14 protein-coding genes and 1 pseudogene are annotated in these 16,337 nt (G+C 69.3%); 8 read left to right on the top strand and 7 right to left on the bottom strand.

Annotated elements, in window-relative coordinates:
* The first annotated feature begins 12 nt into the window (after positions 1 to 12).
* From HMPREF9058_RS08825 to HMPREF9058_RS08815, 3 genes are all read left to right on the top strand, one after another.
* Positions 13 to 1,002 (top strand): GNAT family N-acetyltransferase, encoded by a 990-nt coding sequence (locus tag HMPREF9058_RS08825; RefSeq protein ID WP_009407353.1) that lies wholly within the window; start codon positions 13 to 15, stop codon positions 1,000 to 1,002.
* A 110-nt stretch (positions 1,003 to 1,112) separates the two neighbouring features.
* Positions 1,113 to 1,403, top strand: a complete 291-nt coding sequence (locus tag HMPREF9058_RS08820) for a hypothetical protein (protein WP_009747949.1) — start codon at positions 1,113 to 1,115, stop codon at positions 1,401 to 1,403.
* The gene (locus tag HMPREF9058_RS08815) at positions 1,400 to 2,776 is read left to right on the top strand and encodes a tripartite tricarboxylate transporter permease (RefSeq protein ID WP_043538095.1); all 1,377 of its coding nucleotides are present in this window, start codon (positions 1,400 to 1,402) and stop codon (positions 2,774 to 2,776) included. The genes HMPREF9058_RS08820 and HMPREF9058_RS08815 overlap by 4 nt, the downstream gene beginning before the upstream one ends.
* 170 nt (positions 2,777 to 2,946) lie before the next feature.
* On the opposite strand, the gene fni is transcribed toward HMPREF9058_RS08815, so the two are convergent.
* The 4 genes from fni to mvk are packed head-to-tail and all read right to left on the bottom strand — an operon-like array spanning position 2,947 to position 7,204.
* On the bottom strand, positions 2,947 to 4,035 hold the full coding sequence (gene fni, locus HMPREF9058_RS08810; protein WP_009407114.1) for a type 2 isopentenyl-diphosphate Delta-isomerase: 1,089 nt from the start codon (positions 4,033 to 4,035) through the stop codon (positions 2,947 to 2,949).
* A gap of 9 nt (positions 4,036 to 4,044) precedes the next feature.
* Positions 4,045 to 5,223, bottom strand: a complete 1,179-nt coding sequence (locus tag HMPREF9058_RS08805) for a phosphomevalonate kinase (RefSeq protein ID WP_009747932.1) — start codon at positions 5,221 to 5,223, stop codon at positions 4,045 to 4,047.
* A complete protein-coding gene (gene mvaD, locus HMPREF9058_RS08800; RefSeq protein ID WP_009407251.1) occupies positions 5,214 to 6,245 on the bottom strand; it encodes a diphosphomevalonate decarboxylase in 1,032 nt (343 codons plus the stop codon). The genes HMPREF9058_RS08805 and mvaD overlap by 10 nt, the downstream gene beginning before the upstream one ends.
* Entirely contained in the window at positions 6,242 to 7,204 is a 963-nt protein-coding gene (mvk, locus tag HMPREF9058_RS08795; RefSeq protein ID WP_009406979.1) for a mevalonate kinase, read from the bottom strand. The genes mvaD and mvk overlap by 4 nt, the downstream gene beginning before the upstream one ends.
* A 256-nt stretch (positions 7,205 to 7,460) precedes the next feature.
* On the opposite strand from mvk, the gene HMPREF9058_RS08790 reads away from it, so the two are divergent.
* Entirely contained in the window at positions 7,461 to 9,293 is a 1,833-nt protein-coding gene (locus HMPREF9058_RS08790; protein ID WP_009407355.1) for a proline--tRNA ligase, read from the top strand.
* A gap of 13 nt (positions 9,294 to 9,306) precedes the next feature.
* On the opposite strand, the gene HMPREF9058_RS08785 is transcribed toward HMPREF9058_RS08790, so the two are convergent.
* Genes HMPREF9058_RS08785 through HMPREF9058_RS08775 form a run of 3 tightly spaced genes read right to left on the bottom strand, consistent with a single transcriptional unit; the run spans position 9,307 to position 13,624 of the window.
* Entirely contained in the window at positions 9,307 to 12,333 is a 3,027-nt protein-coding gene (locus HMPREF9058_RS08785) for a DEAD/DEAH box helicase family protein (RefSeq protein ID WP_009407242.1), read from the bottom strand.
* Between the two features lie 3 nt (positions 12,334 to 12,336).
* Entirely contained in the window at positions 12,337 to 12,573 is a 237-nt protein-coding gene (locus tag HMPREF9058_RS08780; RefSeq protein WP_009747924.1) for a hypothetical protein, read from the bottom strand.
* 1 nt (position 12,574) lies between these two features.
* Complete coding sequence (locus HMPREF9058_RS08775; RefSeq protein WP_139019012.1) at positions 12,575 to 13,624, bottom strand: Tat pathway signal protein; 1,050 nt, start codon at positions 13,622 to 13,624, stop codon at positions 12,575 to 12,577.
* A 124-nt stretch (positions 13,625 to 13,748) separates the two neighbouring features.
* Between HMPREF9058_RS08775 and rimP the strand changes: the two genes are divergently transcribed.
* The 4 genes and pseudogenes from rimP to HMPREF9058_RS08755 all read left to right on the top strand — a co-directional run.
* On the top strand, positions 13,749 to 14,267 hold the full coding sequence (gene rimP, locus HMPREF9058_RS08770) for a ribosome maturation factor RimP (protein WP_009747759.1): 519 nt from the start codon (positions 13,749 to 13,751) through the stop codon (positions 14,265 to 14,267).
* Between the two features lie 193 nt (positions 14,268 to 14,460).
* Complete coding sequence (nusA, locus tag HMPREF9058_RS08765; RefSeq protein WP_003786363.1) at positions 14,461 to 15,501, top strand: transcription termination factor NusA; 1,041 nt, start codon at positions 14,461 to 14,463, stop codon at positions 15,499 to 15,501.
* Positions 15,502 to 15,619: 118 nt separating this feature from the next.
* Complete coding sequence (locus HMPREF9058_RS08760; protein WP_009747762.1) at positions 15,620 to 15,952, top strand: YlxR family protein; 333 nt, start codon at positions 15,620 to 15,622, stop codon at positions 15,950 to 15,952.
* Between the two features lie 91 nt (positions 15,953 to 16,043).
* A pseudogene (locus HMPREF9058_RS08755) lies at positions 16,044 to 16,337 on the top strand (translation initiation factor IF-2 N-terminal domain-containing protein); the annotation flags it as partial.

Genomic DNA, 16,337 nt, shown 5'->3' with positions numbered 1-16,337 from the left:
GGCCTGACGGGTATGAGCTTCCTGCGGCACCGTGACACGAGACGCGCTCAGCGTCACGCCGACCGCCTGACACCGGTTCCCTCCGATCAGGTGTCGGGAGTCATGTCGCTGTGCGCTCTGGAACCGGTCTGCGCCGTGAGCCTGGTCCAGCAGATGCAGCGCTGGACCCGCTGGGGACGCGGAGACGTCGTCGCCCTGGGCGGACTGGCACAGCCCGTCGCCGCCGCCTGGTCTGTCGGCTCCCTCATGCCCTTCGGCCTGGCCGGACGCCCCGAGCACGGTCTGCGGGCGGCCGATGCCGGCGAGATCCGGGCACTGGCCGAGCACTGCCGACCCCGCCTGTCCAGGCACGGCTCGGTCTGCGGGCCGTCCCAGGACGTCGCGGCGATCTGGGGGGCGCTCAGCGAGCAGGGAGTGCGTTCCCGCCAGGAGCGCTGGAAGCAGCCGGTCCTGGTCGCACCGCGCCCGGCCGGGGGGCTGAGCGTCGGGCACCGGCCCCGTCACCCGTCCCTGTCCTGGGTGGGGCAGGCGGTCCGCCGGGCGCAGCCAGGTGAGACGGAGATGGTTCTTCCGGCCTCGGTGGACATGTTCATCGGTGAGCTCGGTTACGACCCCACCACCGATGGTTCCGGATACAGCCGCCACGTTGGCTGGCTCATTGAGCAGGGGCGCAGCTACGTCGTCCTCGACGACGGCGCAGGCCACCCGATCCGGCCCGGATCGCCCCGGGAGGTGGCTTTCAAGGCCGACGTCGGAGCCCTGTGGCGCTCCCCGTCCGGCGGCGTCGCCCAGCTGACCGGAGTGTGGACGCGCCCGGACCTGCGTGGGCGGGGAGTCGGGGCGGCGGCACTGGCCGGGGTGGTGGACGCCGTGCGCCGGGACCATGTCGGCGCCGACGGCGTCGTGAGCCTCTATGTCAACGACTACAACGCCCCCGCCCTGGCGCTCTACCGTTCTCTGGGGTTCGTGCAGGTGGGCCTGTTCGCCACCGTGCTCCTGTGAATGTTCCCGGTGGGACCGCAAGGATGATGCGGTTTTGTTACACGGCGCCTGCAAAGTCATGGTGAACAACATATGGAGCGTCTTGGGCGGCTCGCCTACGATCACCAATCGTGTGCAGTACGGATGACGTCGACTCCGAGAACACGGAGCGTCAGAACAATATCGAGGTATGGAATGACCTCGTATCGCCCAGAGACTTGATTGTCTGTCTCCTGATATCGGTGATATGTGTCGTCGCGGCGGTGCTGTTCTCCGTTTATCTCGGAGGCAAGCCGCTGTTCTGGGGGCTGGGGGCCTCCACTATCGGTTTTATCGCCTGCTGCTTCCTTGTGACTCCTAAACGTGAGGTCACCATTGTCGATGAGCTGAACATCGGGGCGAGTGAAGGGGGAGACCGGTGACTGTGAGCCTTCTCCTCATGATGGCGGCTGCCATCCTGGCTGCCGTGGTTCTCTACACCTTCATCGGTTTCATCCCCGGGACCGATGAGACCGGGGTGCTGGCCCCCGTCACTCTGGCGATCATCCTGGCTGGGGCACCACCGCACGTGGTGCTCGCCTTCTTCATCTCCGCCGTGGTCACGCTCAACCTCATGAATGGGATCCCGACGGCGTTGGTGGGACTGCCCGGCGGAGTCATGTCCGCTCCGCTCATGGATCACGCCATGGTGCTGCGCAACAAGGGCCTGGCCTCAGGCACGATCCGGAAGATGGCGGTGGGGTCGGCTATCGGAACCCTTATCTCCATTCCCCTGAGCTTCCTCCTTGCCGGTCTGCTGCTGCCCATGGCCGAGTGGATCAAGTCCAACTCCGATATCGTCCTGGCTGCCGGAGCCGTGATTCTGGCCCTGCTCGGAAAGAACCGAATTCTCTCCCTGGTATCGATTCTTCCCATGGCACTTCTGTTCCAGGCGCTTCCGGAGCTCTACCGAGGGGTGGGGATTATCCCTGAGAAGGCCAGTGTCAATACCTCCTTCTTCCTCGGGATCACCGTGGGGCCCATGCTCCTGACCCTCCTGGAGCTGCTCAATGCCAAGCGCCGGGAGGCACTGCCGCACGGCAATCGCACTAAGGCCGAGCTGCTGCGATCCGGTTTCGAGCGACAGGCGTTGTGGCCGGGGCGGCTCATCACGAGGTCCGAGGGCTGGTGGAGTGCCGCCATGGCCGCCGTATCCACCCCGTTGTTCATTCTCAGCCCGGTGGGCCTGACCTTCCTGCTGGGCGAGGCCTCCGTGGCCCGCCAGAAGGAGGACCGGGTGCCCCGCGCGCAGCGTGCAGTGACCGTCATGAGCGCCCTGACCCACTCGACCTACCTGGCCGGCGTCATCATTCCGCTGGTGGCGCTCGGGGTCCCGATCTCCGGTGTGTCCGTCGGCCCCGCCGGTCCGCTGTTCAATGCGGGCTCGGTCTACACCAAGCAGCACAACCTGCATCACCTGCTGGACCTGCCCGGATTCATCATCACCGTGACCATCGGGGCTCTTGCCGCGGTTGCGATCACCTACGTCATCGCCGTGCGCTGGTCCTCGCAGATCACCTACTTCGTCATGCGTCGCATTCCGCACGAGGCGGTGCTGGCGCTGTTCGTCGCCTTCGTCCTCCTGCTGGCCTACATCGACGCTGACCAGAAGGCGGGCCTGGCCAATGTCTTCGGGGTCCTGCTTGTGGGAATCGCGTGCGGGTCGCTCAACCGACTGGGGGTCTCCTACGGCGTCCAGTTCATGTCCCTCTACGCGGCTCCCGGCATCGTCAAGGCCCTGGCCGCTCTGGCCTGATCTCCTTCTCGCGGGATGCGGCGGAGGTTGGGGACCGGCCTCCGCCACACGTCTGTTGCGATCGGCCACGCGAGACTTCCGATGCTGAGTCCTGATACCGGCACTTTATGAGTCAGTCAGAGTAAGGGGCAGAGGGGACGATCCCCCTTGACGGAAGCACCTGGTGACGGTTAGGTATCGCTGCGGTGCGCCAGACGGGTCAGGTCGACGCCGAGCAGACGGGCCCGCTCAGCGGTGCTCCCGGTGACGAGAACATCGGTGCGACGCAGCTGAGAGACATCGGTCGCTCCCAGCAAGGTCATGAGCGTGCGCACGTGCTCGCTCCAGGTGCGCAGCTCTTGGCGCAGGGCCTCGGGACCATCCTTGACCAGGGTGCGCAGGATGTGCCCGGAGGCGCCGACGGCGCAGGCGCCCAGGGCCAGAGACCGGACGACGTCGAGCGGGTTGCGCACGCCGCCGGAGGCCAGTACCGGCAGGCTGACCGGCTCCGAGCCGCTCAGCGACTCCAGCAGGCACAGCGCCGTCGACTGGCCCCAGCCGACCAGGTAGGACAGGTCGCGCTGCGGTCGGCGCTCGTTCTCAATGGCGACGAAGTCCGTGCCTCCGGCCCCAGCCACGTCGACGGCCGCGACGCCGGTGCGCGCCAGGGCCTCGATCGTTCGGCGTGAGAGCCCGAAGCCCACCTCCTTGACCACCACCGGGACGGGCACGGCCGCAACGATGCCGGCGATCGCCTCGCTCCAGTTGGTGAAGTCGCGGTCGCCCTCGGGCATGACCAGCTCCTGGGCCGCGTTGAGGTGGATCTGCAGGGCGTTGGCCTCCAGCATCTCCACGGCCTGCAGTGCCTCCTGAGGGCTGACGGTCGGCCCGACATTGGCCAGAACGAAGGCGTCAGGGGCCCGGTGTCGGATGACGTGGAAGCCGTCCGCACGCTCGGGGTCACGCAGGGCCACGTGCTGGGAACCGCAGGCGATCGCGACTCCCGCCTCAGCGGCCGCCTCGGCCAGACCGGCATTGATAGCCGCCGTTGCGTGCGTTCCGCCGGTCATGGCGTTGATGAAGAACGGGACCTCCCAGCGACAGCCCAGGACGGTGGTGCCGATATCGACCTGCTCGGCGCTGACCCCCGGCAGGCTGTGATGGATGAAGGAGACGTCGTCGAAGGCGCCGGCGCGGTCCTGACCGTGCAGACGCATCGCCAGCTCCAGGTGCTCGTCCTTGCGGGAGGCCCGTTGTGAGGTGGTGGGCTCGTGGCTCATGGGGCGACCTTAACGGGGGGAGGCGTTCGAGGAATCAGCGCGTGCCTCAGCGGGGTCGGCTGCGCAGGCAGCGGATGAGTCCTGGCTGTAGACCGACAGGTCCAGGGGGAGTATCCCGGCCGTCTCCCACGCGGCTCGCAGTGCGACCAGGTCCGTGGCCGGCGTGCACAGGGCGATTCCACAGTCTCCACCACCGGCGCCCGAGCTCTTGGCCGCGGCCCCGTGCTCGAGCGCGATCTCGACCAGTCTCGCCAGCTCAGCGGTCTCGATGGTCCGGCCGCTGATTCGGCTGAGTCCGGCCAGAAGAGCCCTGTTGCGCGCGATCTGGCGAATGATCTGGGCAGTGTCGTCATCCTCGATCGCGGTGATGAGGCGAGCCAGGCAGTCCTGGCTGTCACGTAGGAAGACGGCGTAGTCATCGGCCCCGTGGGATCCCGCCTGGACGTCGGCGACCAGGGCCGGGGTGGAGGCAGGGGCTCCGGTCCAACCCGCCTGAAGCCGCAAGGAGGGAGGCGGCAGGCGGCGGACGCTCAGACCTGGCCAGTCCGCCTCCACGAGATCGCTCACGGAGCCGCCGACCCGGGCTCGCTGCCGGGCCCGGCGCAGCCATGAGCGGTCGGGGGAGGTGTAGGCCACCCATCCGGTCATGGCGCTCGCGGCGATGTCTCCTCCTGAGCCGATCGGCTGGACCGTGTCACTGGCCAGCATCGCCAGCTTGTAGACGGTCAGGTCGTCGGCGGCCAGGCCGTAGAAGACGGCGACGGCGCGCACCGTCGCCACCGTCACCGCCGATGATGAGCCCAGCCCCAGCTTGCGCCCGTCGTCCTCCTCCAGCTCGCTGGAGACACTCAGGTCGAAGGAGCGGGGCCGGCCGCCGCCCTGGGTCACCAGCGCCTCAACGACTCGGATCGCCGAGATGATGTAGTCGTCCTCTCCTCCGACTGCCTCGGCCTGGCCGTCCTGCGGGCGGTGACGCCAGGGCCTGGAGCCGGTGTCGTAGAGCCGCGAGCTGATCGTGCCCGCGTACCCGCCGGCGGGGGAGCAGGGCGTGATGCGCACGGTGATGAATCGGTCGACGGCGACCAGGACCGCCCGGTGGCCGGGCTCGACGACGGCGTACTCGCCGGCGATGTAGAGCTTGCCCGGCGCCCTGGCGACCACGTCGCCGCCGCGAGAGGTCAGGGGCATGGGCCCTCCTCGATACGCACCCCGCCGCCGGGACGCCTCACCGAGACGGTGGTGCCGGGCAGACGGTCCCGCAGCGCGGCGGCGACCTCCTCAGCCCGGGCACCCTCAGTGAGCACCTTGACATTGGGACCCGCATCGATCGTCGCCCACACGGGCAGCCCCTCCTCGCGCATGGCGCGGATCGCGTGCAGCGCCGCAACGGTCTGCGGCAGCCAGTAGACGATGCCCGGACGGGCCGCGATCATCGTGGCGTGCATGCCCAGGGCGTTACCCTCGACGATCTCTCCGAGCCGCGCCAGGTCGCCCGCCCGGACCGCCTCCAGCGCCACCTGAAGGTCCCTCCCGCTGGCCTCGACCCAGGCGGGGAAGAGAGGGGAGGACGACATGGTGGCCCGCATGGCACGGGTCGAGCTGATGGGCTTGTAACGCTGCGAGAGCACGACGACGACCATTGCCAGGTCCATCTCGCAGGCGACCGGCTCGGCGTAGGAGGAGGCGTCGTCGTGGCCCGCGTTCCACAGGACCAGCCCACCGAAGACGGAGCGGGTCGCCGAGCCCGACCCGCGCCGGGCCAGTCTGGAGAGCTCCCGGTCATCGAGATCCATGCCGGCGGCCCGGGAGGCTGCCGCCGCAAGCGCCGCAAAGCCCGCCGCCGAGCTCGCCAGGCCGGCCGCCAGCGGGACCGAGGCCCGAGAGGTGACGGTTGCCGGTGTGGCGACGCCTGAGCGGGCGCGCACCAGGTCGAGGAACCGGGTCACTCGCCCCAGCTCCACGGCGCTGGGGGAGACCCCGTTGATCGTCACCGAGTCTGCGGCACCGTCCCCGCCGTCGAAGGAGACCGTCGTCGTCGTCCGGGTGCCGCCGAGGGTGAGGGACAGGCTCGAGGTGGCGGGGATCGCCTGTGCCTCATCGACCTTGCCCCAGTACTTGATGAGCGCGATGTTGGTGTTCGCGCTGGCCGTCGCGGTCGCGATGGCGGACGGGGAGGAGCCGGCAGCGGCTCCAGGGGGTACGGCGGTCACTCGTCCACCTCGCTGATGCGCATCCGATAGCTCCATGTCTCCGGTGCGCCGGCCTGTTCCAGAGCGGCACGCACCCGGCGCGTGGCGGACTCGCCGGTGACCAGGGCGATGACGCAGCCGCCGAGTCCTCCGCCGGTGAGCTTGGCGCCCAGTGCCCCGGCGCTGCGGGCGGCCTCGGTGAGGTCATCGAGGATCGGCAGGCTCAGGCTGAGCTCGGTCAGCACCGCGTGCGCCTCATCCATGGCGACCCCGAGGGCCGGGGCGTCGGCCTGGTCCAGGGCCATGATCGCGTTCTGGGTGAGTGCTCCCAGTCGGTTGATACGCGGGCCGATGTTGTCAGGATCGTTCTCGTAGCGCCGGCGCAGGCCTCCAACGGCCTCTCGGGTGGAGCCGTGGATCCCGGAGTCGGCGATGATGAGGGAGGCGTTCTCAATGCGCTGGCTCAGGGGCCGCATCTGCCCTCCCTGGAACCGGATGGGGCACGGGGAGCAGGTGGCGGCGGCGTCGAGCCCCGACGGCTTGCCGTGAGCGATCTGCTCGGCCATCTGCGTCAGGGCGAACAGCTCGTCCGCGGCGGCCTCGCGCCCGCAGGCGTCCAGAACCGCACGGATGATCGCGCCGGCCGCCGCGGCCGACGAACCGAGCCCGCGCTCATGGGGGAAGTCGCTGACGGTGGTGATCTTAAGGGCCTGGTCCAGGCACCCGGAGAACTCCCGGGCCACCTCGAAGGCTCGCGCCACGCTGGCGAACCGCGGTCCGGCCTGCGTCAGGGGGCCCGAGTAGTCCAGGCTGGTCAGCGTGGAGGGGCCCGAGGTCGGTCTCGCAGTGGCTCGCATCCGCAGGTCCTGCAGCGGTACGGCGACGGCGGGGTGGCCGTAGACCACGGAGTGCTCACCCAGAAGAATGGCCTTCGCCCACGTCTGGCCGTGTCCCTCACGCATGGAGGAGTGCCTGTCCATATGCTTCCTTGCCTGTGGCCCGCGAGCAGGGGGACGTGACGCGGGCCGAATTCAGGGATAAGAGGGTCGACGAGCCCTCCGATGGGATGGAGCGTATCGGGCCCTTCTCGAGGGCCGCAAGTCGTCCTTGACCAGCGTCAAGGCCTCCGGTTCGCCCGGTGCCTCGTCGTTGGTCAGCCGGTCCTGAATCGCGTGATCTCGTACGGTCGGGCGGGCTCCGTTGGGGCCGTGGCGTCAGACCCCGTAGGATCACCCCGTGCTGCACAGACTCTCCACCTCTTTCATCCGTACCCTGCGCGAGGATCCGGCCGACGCCGAGGTCGCCAGCCACCGCCTGCTCGTGCGCGCCTGCTACGTCCGCCGGGCCGCGCCCGGGGTCTACACCTGGCTGCCGCTGGGGCTGCGGACACTGCGCAAGATCGAGGACATCGTGCGCCAGGAGATGGACGCCATGGGCGGCCAGGAGGTCCACTTCCCGGCTCTCCTGCCGGCCGAGCCCTACCAGGCCACCGGGCGCTGGGACGACTACGGCCCCACCCTGTTCAAGCTCCGCGACCGCAAGGATGGGGACTACCTGCTGGCCCCCACCCACGAGGAGATGTTCACCCTCGCGGTCAAGGACCTCTACTCCTCCTACAAGGACCTGCCGGCCGTCATCTACCAGATCCAGACCAAGTACCGTGACGAGGCCCGCCCTCGCGCCGGCATCATCCGCGGCCGCGAGTTCGTCATGAAGGACTCCTACTCCTTCGACATCGACGACGCCGGCCTGGCCGCCGCCTACCAGGCCCACCGCGACACCTACGAGCGGATCTTCACCCGCCTGGGCCTGGACTACGTCATCGTCAACGCCATGGCCGGCGCCATGGGCGGATCCCACTCCGAGGAGTTCCTCCACCCCTGCGAGATCGGTGAGGACACCTTCGTGCGCTCCTCAAGCGGCTACGCGGCCAACGCCGAGGCCGTCACCACCGTTGTCCCCGAGCCCGTGGACGCCTCCGGGATCGGCCCGGCGCGCGTGGTGGACACCCCCGACACCCCCACCATCGACTCCCTGGTCGAGCTGTGCAACCGGGCCTACCCGCGCTCAGACGGGCGGGCCTGGACGGCCGCCGACACCCTCAAGAACGTCGTCGTCACCCTCATCCACCCCGGCGGTGAGCGCGAGCTGCTGGTCGTCGGCGTGCCCGGGGACCGCGACGTCGACATGAAGCGCCTGGAGGCCGCCGTCGCCCCCGCCGAGGTCGAGATGGCCGGCGACACCGACTTCGAGACCCACCCCGAGCTCGTGCGCGGCTACATCGGCCCCACCGCCATCGGCCCGAACTCCCCGCTGCGGCGCGTGGAGAAGCGCGAAGACGGCACCGAGGTCCTCACCGGCTCCGTGCGCTACCTCGTCGACCCTCGGATCGTGGAGGGAACCAGCTGGGTCACCGGCGCCAACACCGACAAGAAGCACGTCCTGGACCTGGTCATGGGCCGCGACTTCACCGCCGACGGCACCATCGAGGCCGCCGAGGTCCGTCAGGGCGACCCCGCCCCCGACGGCTCCGGCCCCCTCCACCTGGCCCGCGGCATCGAGATCGGCCACATCTTCGAGCTCGGACGCAAGTACTCCCAGGCCCTGGGACTGACCGTCCTGGACGAGAATGGCAAGGCCCGCGTGGTCACCATGGGCTCCTACGGCATCGGCGTCAGCCGCGTCATGGCCGCCCTGGCTGAGGCCAACCACGACGACAAGGGACTGACCTGGCCCGTCCAGATCGCCCCCTACCACGTGCAGGTCCTGGCCACCGGCAAGGACCAGGCCGTCTTCGACGTCGCCGAGCAGATCGCCTCATCCCTGGACGCCGACGGCGTCGAGGTCCTCTACGACGACCGCCGCAAGGTCTCCGCCGGTGTGAAGTTCGCCGACGCCGAGCTCCTCGGCCTGCCCTACACGCTGGTCGTCGGCCGGGACCTGGCCAAGGAGGGGACCGTGGAGATCCGCGACCGCCGCACCGGCGAGCGCCGCTCCGTGCCCGCCGACGCCGCAGCGGCCGAGCTCAGCTCCACCGTCCGCGCCGCCCTGGAGGCCGCCCGTCACTGAACGGCACGGCCGCTCAGTCCTCCATCCAGCGCCTGGTACGACGCAGCTCGACTCGTCCGGTGGGACCACCGCTGCCGAGGCAGGACAGGAGCGCTGCCGCGTCATCGGCATCGGCAACCAGGTGAAGCCGGCACGGCCCCACCCGTGTGGACCAGGAATGGAGGAAAGCCTCCATATCGGCTCGTGAGCGGGCCAGGGCCGTCGGAACCGCAAGGTGAACACTGTCATCGTGGTTCCATGCCCCCAGCGCCAGCAGCCTTCCCAGGAGACGCCGCAGCCCGTTCAGAGGCTGCTCGGCCGTACCTCGAGCCAATGTTGCGGTAGCGGCCTCGAGGATGAAACGAGGACGGCGCACCGGGGAGCTCAGGAGCTCGGTGAGGATGTCGGCGAACCGAGCACTCTGACGGGTCCCCACCCCGTCCAGGCCGATCAGCACCCGCGGACGAGATCCGCCGAGCGAATCGGTGGCACTCTCGCGAACCACGAGGTCGGGGCAGGGCCCGCCAGCGGAGTCCCCGTCCGCAGTGAGGTCGTATCGCGGCAGGACAACATCGAGAACGGCGCGAGCCGCTGCACTCCAGAAGGCCGTGGGCGATCCCCGGCGCAGCAGGGCCGGGGCGCTCGTGATATCGACCGCCTCCAGCACGCGGCCACGGCCGCGTTGTGACACCCGGTCCGCCGCGGGTGCTTGAGCGAGCCATCGCCGCGACTCGACCTGACGATCGAGGCCTGCCAGGGTAACGGAGTTGAGGGCATCAATATCCTCCGGGGCGGCGCCGTCACCCAGTTTGTCGAGAAGGCGGCGCTGGACCGGTGGCAGCATGGCATCGAGCCCCGTCTCGACAACAGGAGCGCCACCAGGCTCGCCGGAGGCCGACACCGGGGCGCTCGCGGGATCATCGATCCGCACCAGTGACCACAGGTGCTCGGCCTTGCGACGCAGCCGGTTCAGGTCCGGGTTGGAGCGCAGTCGGGGATGGCTTGGCAGGAGGCAGGTGACGGACCAGTTGTGAGCGACTTTGTCGACCCAGCCAGGGTCCAGACGCATCGTGCGACCGCGCAGCTGCTGCGTTGAGGCCGAGGTCGTTGCCGCCGTGAGATCGATGAGCGTGTTGACGGCAGGGCAGTCCCAGCCCTCTCCGAGAAGCCCCCGGGTGCCCACGACGAGTCGTACCTCCCCGGCAGTGACCAGCTCACTGACGGCCAGGACGAGCCCGGCACTGCCAACTCCCTGCCCGGTGACCGAGAGCATCCAGCCGTCATCGGTGGCGGGGAGTGCGAGACCGGTGCTCCGACGCAGCCGATCCAGCAGCGAGGTGTCACCACTGGCCAGGCTCAGGCGGGAACTGGTCAGCAGCACCGGGTGCAAGGAGCGCAGATCCGCATCACTGAGCAGCGTACTCATGCAGCGCGCCGCGCCTCCCGCAGGGCCGGGGCGTGACGCCGGGCCCAGGACGTCGAGCGCTCGGTGAGGAGCTGAGTGCTCGGCCGCATCGGTGACGACCACTGCCCGCAGCCGTTCACCAATGGAGTCGAGCTCGTGACGCAGGATGTCGACGACGGCCGTGTCCTTGGCCCTGGACGCGGCAGTGATGGTATCCACCGGGGATCGTCCCGCCCGGATACCGGAATCGGTCAGGTACAGCCCGAAACCTCTCAGCAGCTCGCGTGTGGACTCCCAGTCCCGCCGGCGCTCCGGCGCCGCCAGAAGCCGGTCATGAGCGTACCGGCCCAGGAGCCGGAGCTCATCGTCAAGATCAAGCAGGTCGAGCTCGGGCAGGAGCGGAACAACTCGAGTACTCAGAGCCGTGCCCCGGTAGTTGCCTGTTTTGCGCAGCAGCGCTGCTGCGGACGCGGCCAGCAGCGGGTCGGCGTCGAAACCCGCAACGATCCGACGCACCAGCTCGTCCTCCTCAGGAGGCTTCGCTGTCGCGGAGACATGGTGGTCATCCGCTCCAGCGATGCGAGGCAACGGTCCCGACCCGCTCCCGCCACCGGGAGCCGTGGACGATATGGGCGGGGCGACAACCTCAAGCAGGTAGTCGATGCCGTCGGGGCTCAGCAGCAGCTCGCCCACCCGGTGATGGAGCTCCTCTCCGGCGGTGGCCAGGAACGTTGTCTCCTCCGTGGACGGGAGCGTGAACCAGGCCAGTTGACGGCAGGGGGCGAGGTGACCGGCGCGGATGACGGCCGGAACCGGTACCTCAGCGTCGACGTCGCCCAGGAGCGCACGATAACGTCGGGCCAACCGGTCCTCACCCGAGGGCTCAGTGGCCGTCAGACCGATGAGTGTGGGGGACAGGCCCGCTCGTTTCAGACGCCGTACGAGGTAGTGGACGACGATGGCCCAGTGGGCCTTCAGGTGATGGCACTCGTCGAGGACGATGGTGGCGACTCCCGCGGTGACGAGCGCGTCCAGGCGTGCCCGGGCGCCGGGACCCAGAATCGAGTCGATGGCATCGTCGTCGAGCTCATCGACCTGACGGCGGATGGTGGTAGCGCGTGCACGGAGTCCACGGTTGTAGGCCCGGGGATTATCGGCCTCCAGGCGCTTCAGCCACGCCTCGGCGCTCCCGGCGCTTCGTCCGTCGGCCGTGAGTTCAGTGAGCCAGTGCGAGCGGGCTGCGTCGCTCCAGGCAGGGGAGGAGTCGACGACGGCCAGGGACTGATAGGTCAGCACCGTCAGGTCCGCGGCTTCTGCAGCCTGCTCTGGACGTGCGCTCGGCAGGTGGGTGCCGACGGAATCAGTGACCGACGGGGATCCGACGGCGGGAGAGGTGAAGAGCTTTCGCGCTTGATGGATCCACTGGGCCCCGATGACCGTGGTGGGTACGAGGACGAGCGCACGACGGCCGTTGCGCACGGCCAGCTCCAAACCCATGAGGGTCTTACCCGATCCGGGTGGTGCGAGCAGGTGAAGCGTGGATCCGTCGTCGGGATGGAGCCGGTCAAGGAGACTCTGCTGGTAGTCGCGTAACGGCACTCGACGTGTCCACCGGCGCAGCGGGCGTTGCGTGGTGGGGGCGGCTGCGCTCGTCATGTCTCACCTCGGGGCTGCCTCGCCCTGGATATCGGCCAGGCGCTCCTCGGTCTCCTGCTGCTCAACCACGTGCTCGTGGGCGGGGTTGAAGACGTTGTCGATGGGACCCAGGAGGGCGCCACGGGGGTCGCGCTTGCGGTGCCGCCAGTAGATCCAGCCACGGCGCTCCATCCACAAGAAGAGCTGGTCCACGGCCGCCAGGGCGGCGATGGCGGCCACGGCCGTCACAAGAAGATGCATGTCAGGCGGCGTAGCCGGGCAGGGAGGAGAAGTCCGCACCCCAGGCGGTGGCGCGCCGGGCGGCGTCGACCGCGCCGGTGACGGCCGCCTCGCGGGCCGGGCTGGAGGCCTTGGCGGAACCGGCCTCCTGCACCTCCGACGTCACAATGGCGGACCACACCTGACGGGCCCAGAGCACCTGGGTGCTCACATTGGGATCGGTCGACTCACTCGGAGGGGCGTAGGCGCTCATCCGCTTGTCCTCAGAGCCCGCGGCCACCGCGGCGTTGACCACGGAGGTGGCGGCCTTGGCGTCGGCGATCGCCCGAGTGCGCTGGGAGTCGTCACTGCGCGCGGCAAGCTCCTCCATGGCGTAGCGGGCCGCGTCGTAGGAGGTCAGCAGACCGGAGCTGATCTTGGCGCCCTGCGCCACCTCCACCCGCGGCTTGTCCGCCGAGCTCGGCGGCTGGAAGAGATCATGCTGGAGACTCCAGGCCACCGTCAGCGAGGTGAAGAGCCGGGCATCCTGCTCCGAGGCGGCGGCGATCGCCGCGCGGCGGGCCAGCGTCGATCCATCGGCCAGGGCCGTGGCCAGGTCCTGTGCGGAGGCGCCCGCCGAGGCTGACGGCACGGGAGCCACCGTGGGGTAGGCGGAGGGCACCTGAGAGGGCCAGGGCTGCCACACCCCGCCCAGGGTCTCGAGCTGGGCATCGGCCGTCTGCTTGACCCCCTCGGCCAGGGCCGTCGTCGTGGCATCCCCTCCGCCGGCCTGCGCGACCACGCCGGCGGTGGAGGAGATGAGCGCAGCCTGCCTGGCCAGTCCATCACGAGCAGTCTCTGCCGCCGAGGCCGACGGCAGAGACGCCGGGGAGCCCTTCCCCAGGCGCAGCCCGCAACCGCTCAGCGCCGCGGTCACAGCCGTTCCTACCGCGAGCACCACGGCGCGGCGCGTCAAGCCGTGGCCCGCCGCACCGGTGTCGCCACTGCTGCGGGGCCTGGCGCCGACCCGGTCACTGGAGGGCGGCTGAGAGCCGTTCGACTGGGCGGGGAGGGGAGCGCGGCGAGTGTTCACCGGGGAATCCTCCCACAGACGGCAGGTAGCATGATCCCGACCTCGACCACCTCGACCATGTTGACTATGTTGACCGCGTCCGTCCGAGCCCTCGGCTCGGGCAAGTACGGGAGGAAGAACGACCATGGCAGCCCATGAGCCGCGCAAGGATCCGCGCCAGCGCTCTGACGCTCTGGCCCGCAGTCTCACCGATCTGCTCGCTCCGATTGTCAACGACGCCGGGCTCCATCTCGAGAGCGTGGAGACCACTCGGGCGGGCAAGTACTCGGTCGTACGCGTCTTCGTGGATCTGGTCGACGGCCCCGGAGACCTCGATCTCGACGCCCTGGGGCCCGTGACCGCGGCCATCTCCCAGGCCCTCGATGAGGCCGACCCCGTCAAGGGGCAGTACACCCTCGAGGTCTCCACCCCCGGAGCCGAGCGGGAGCTGTCCACCCTGCGTCACTTCCGACGTGCCGTTGGTCATAGTGCCCGGGTGCGCACGGCCGATGACGAGCTCACCGGCGTCGTCACCGCGGCCGATGCGGACGACGAGGCCGACGAGCACAACGGCGGCATGGTCGGGATTGAGGTCGACGGCGTCGAGCACCGCATCGCGCTGGGGGACATCACCGAGGCGCGGATGGTGGTGGCTGGGCTCTAGAGCCGGGCAACAGGCCGAAAATCCATAAGATGCTCCCCGCGGATAGCGACCGGGAATAATGTGTGTCCTGATAACTGATAGGTTGACGGACCGGCCCGGACAGACGTGATGGACCATCCGACCCGTCACGGGCTACCGTCGACGGGAACCCAGTGCACACCCGCTCAGCGGAGCAGAGAGGACCCAAGGACCCATGGACATCAATATGCCGGAGCTGCGAGGCGCTGCCGACGAGCTCGGTATTGACCTGGACAACCTGCTGCCCGCTATCGAGGACGCCATCCTGGGGGCCTACTCCAAGGTTCCCGGGGCCATCCGTGGCGCCCACGTCGAGATCGACCGTCGCACCGGGCACATGAGCGTCCTGGCCCCGGAGGTCGACGAGGAGGACCAGCCCACGGGGGAGTACTTCGACGACACCCCCGACGACTTCGGCCGCATCGCCCAGGCAACGGCCCGCAGCGTCATCGTCCAGCGCATCCAGGACCGCCGCGACTTCGAGGTCCTGGGCGCCTTCAAGGACAAGACCGGCGAGCTGATCTCCGGCACTGTGGAGCAGGGGCGCGACCCCCGTATCGTCTACGTGCGCCTGGATGAGGAGCACGAGGGCATCATGCCTCCCCATGAGCAGGTCCCCGGTGAGCGCTACCGCCACGGAGACCGCGTGCGCGCCTACGTCACCGACGTCTCGCGCGGCACCCGAGGAGCTCAGATCATCCTGTCGCGCACCCACCCCGGTCTCGTCCGCAAGCTCTTCGAGCGCGAGGTTCCCGAGCTCTCCTCGGGCGACGTCGAGATCGTCTCCGTCGCCCGCGAGGCCGGCCACCGCACCAAGATGGCCGTGCGCTCCAAGGTCCGCGGCGTCAACGCCAAGGGGGCCTGCATCGGCCCCATGGGACAGCGGGTGCGCGCAGTCATGACCGAGCTCGGTGGAGAGAAGATCGACATCGTGGACTACTCCGAGGATCCGGCGCGCTTCATCGCCAACGCCCTGTCCCCGGCCCGTGTGGCCGCCGTGGGCGTCATCGACGCCGAGGAACGCACCGCACGCGCCATCGTCCCCGACTTCCAGCTCTCCCTGGCCATCGGCAAGGAGGGGCAGAACGCCCGTCTGGCCGCGCGCCTGACCGGGTGGAAGATCGACATCCACGCCGACGCCGAGTCCGGTGAGATCACGCCCGGCCAGGGCTCCCAGTCCGACGACGTGACAGGTCCCTCAGAGCTGGGCGACTGAACCGCCCTGCGGGGCGATGTAGACTTTCCGGCGGACCTTTGCGGGTCCTGCGCCGGGATTCCCCGGTTGCGGTACCCGCGTCAGCGGTTGCAGAGCAGCGGAAGGACGCCGACGGACGGTGGTCACCATCCCCCACGTGCCCGAGCGCACCTGTATCGGCTGTCGACAAAGGGCCCCGCGGACGCAGCTGCTGCGTCTCGTCCTGACGCCGAGCGGTGAGCTCGACGTCGATGCCCGGGCCGTCAGACCCGGGCGCGGCGCCTGGATCCACCCGGATCCGGCGTGCCTCGACCTCGCTGAGCGACGACGCGCCGCTCCACGCGCTCTGCGCACCGGCGGACCACTGGATGTGGCCCGGGTGCGCGGGTTCCTGGAGCGGAGGATGGTCAACGACGGCGAGGTCCCCGCTGCCCGACCGGGTGAGCGGACCACCGATAGCGAAGGCGGGTAGGAAGCCGATGGGCACCCGATGAGTACCCAGCGATGAGCTGCCTCTAGAAGCACCCACCCCTGTCCGGGGTGGGAAACCGGACAGGAGAAAAGTGGCTAAACCACGCGTTCATGAGCTCGCCAAGGAGCTCGACCCCACTGGCAAGAAGGTCACCTCGAAGGTGATCCTGGCCTGGCTCAAGGACCAGGGAGAGTTCGTCAAGGCGGCCTCCTCAGCCGTTGAGCCCCCCGTCGCTCGCCGGGTTCGCGAGCACTTCGCCGCCCAGGTGCAGGAAGCACCGGCGGACACCCAGGTCGACAAGCCGGCCAAGACCGACTCTCAGGCCCCCAAGCCCTCCAAGAGCGCCCCCAAGCCGGGTGCACAGGGCGCCAAGCCGGGAGCCGCC

Origin of the sequence: Actinomyces sp. oral taxon 175 str. F0384, from assembly GCF_000223355.1 — a bacterium.
In the GTDB taxonomy this organism is placed as follows: Bacteria; Actinomycetota; Actinomycetes; order Actinomycetales; family Actinomycetaceae; genus Actinomyces; species Actinomyces oris.
The sequence above is the reverse complement of the archived record's forward strand: the minus strand, read 5'-3'. Positions and strand labels throughout refer to the sequence as shown.

Coding starts and splice junctions, on each gene's coding strand:
- HMPREF9058_RS08825 (WP_009407353.1), top strand. CDS start 13: ATGAGCTTCCTGCGGCACCGTGACACGAGACGCGCTCAGCGTCACGCC.
- fni (WP_009407114.1), bottom strand. CDS start 4,035: ATGAGCCACGAGCCCACCACCTCACAACGGGCCTCCCGCAAGGACGAG.
- HMPREF9058_RS08805 (WP_009747932.1), bottom strand. CDS start 5,223: ATGCCCCTGACCTCTCGCGGCGGCGACGTGGTCGCCAGGGCGCCGGGC.
- mvk (WP_009406979.1), bottom strand. CDS start 7,204: ATGGACAGGCACTCCTCCATGCGTGAGGGACACGGCCAGACGTGGGCG.
- HMPREF9058_RS08785 (WP_009407242.1), bottom strand. CDS start 12,333: ATGACGAGCGCAGCCGCCCCCACCACGCAACGCCCGCTGCGCCGGTGG.
- HMPREF9058_RS08780 (WP_009747924.1), bottom strand. CDS start 12,573: ATGCATCTTCTTGTGACGGCCGTGGCCGCCATCGCCGCCCTGGCGGCC.
- rimP (WP_009747759.1), top strand. CDS start 13,749: ATGGCAGCCCATGAGCCGCGCAAGGATCCGCGCCAGCGCTCTGACGCT.
- nusA (WP_003786363.1), top strand. CDS start 14,461: ATGGACATCAATATGCCGGAGCTGCGAGGCGCTGCCGACGAGCTCGGT.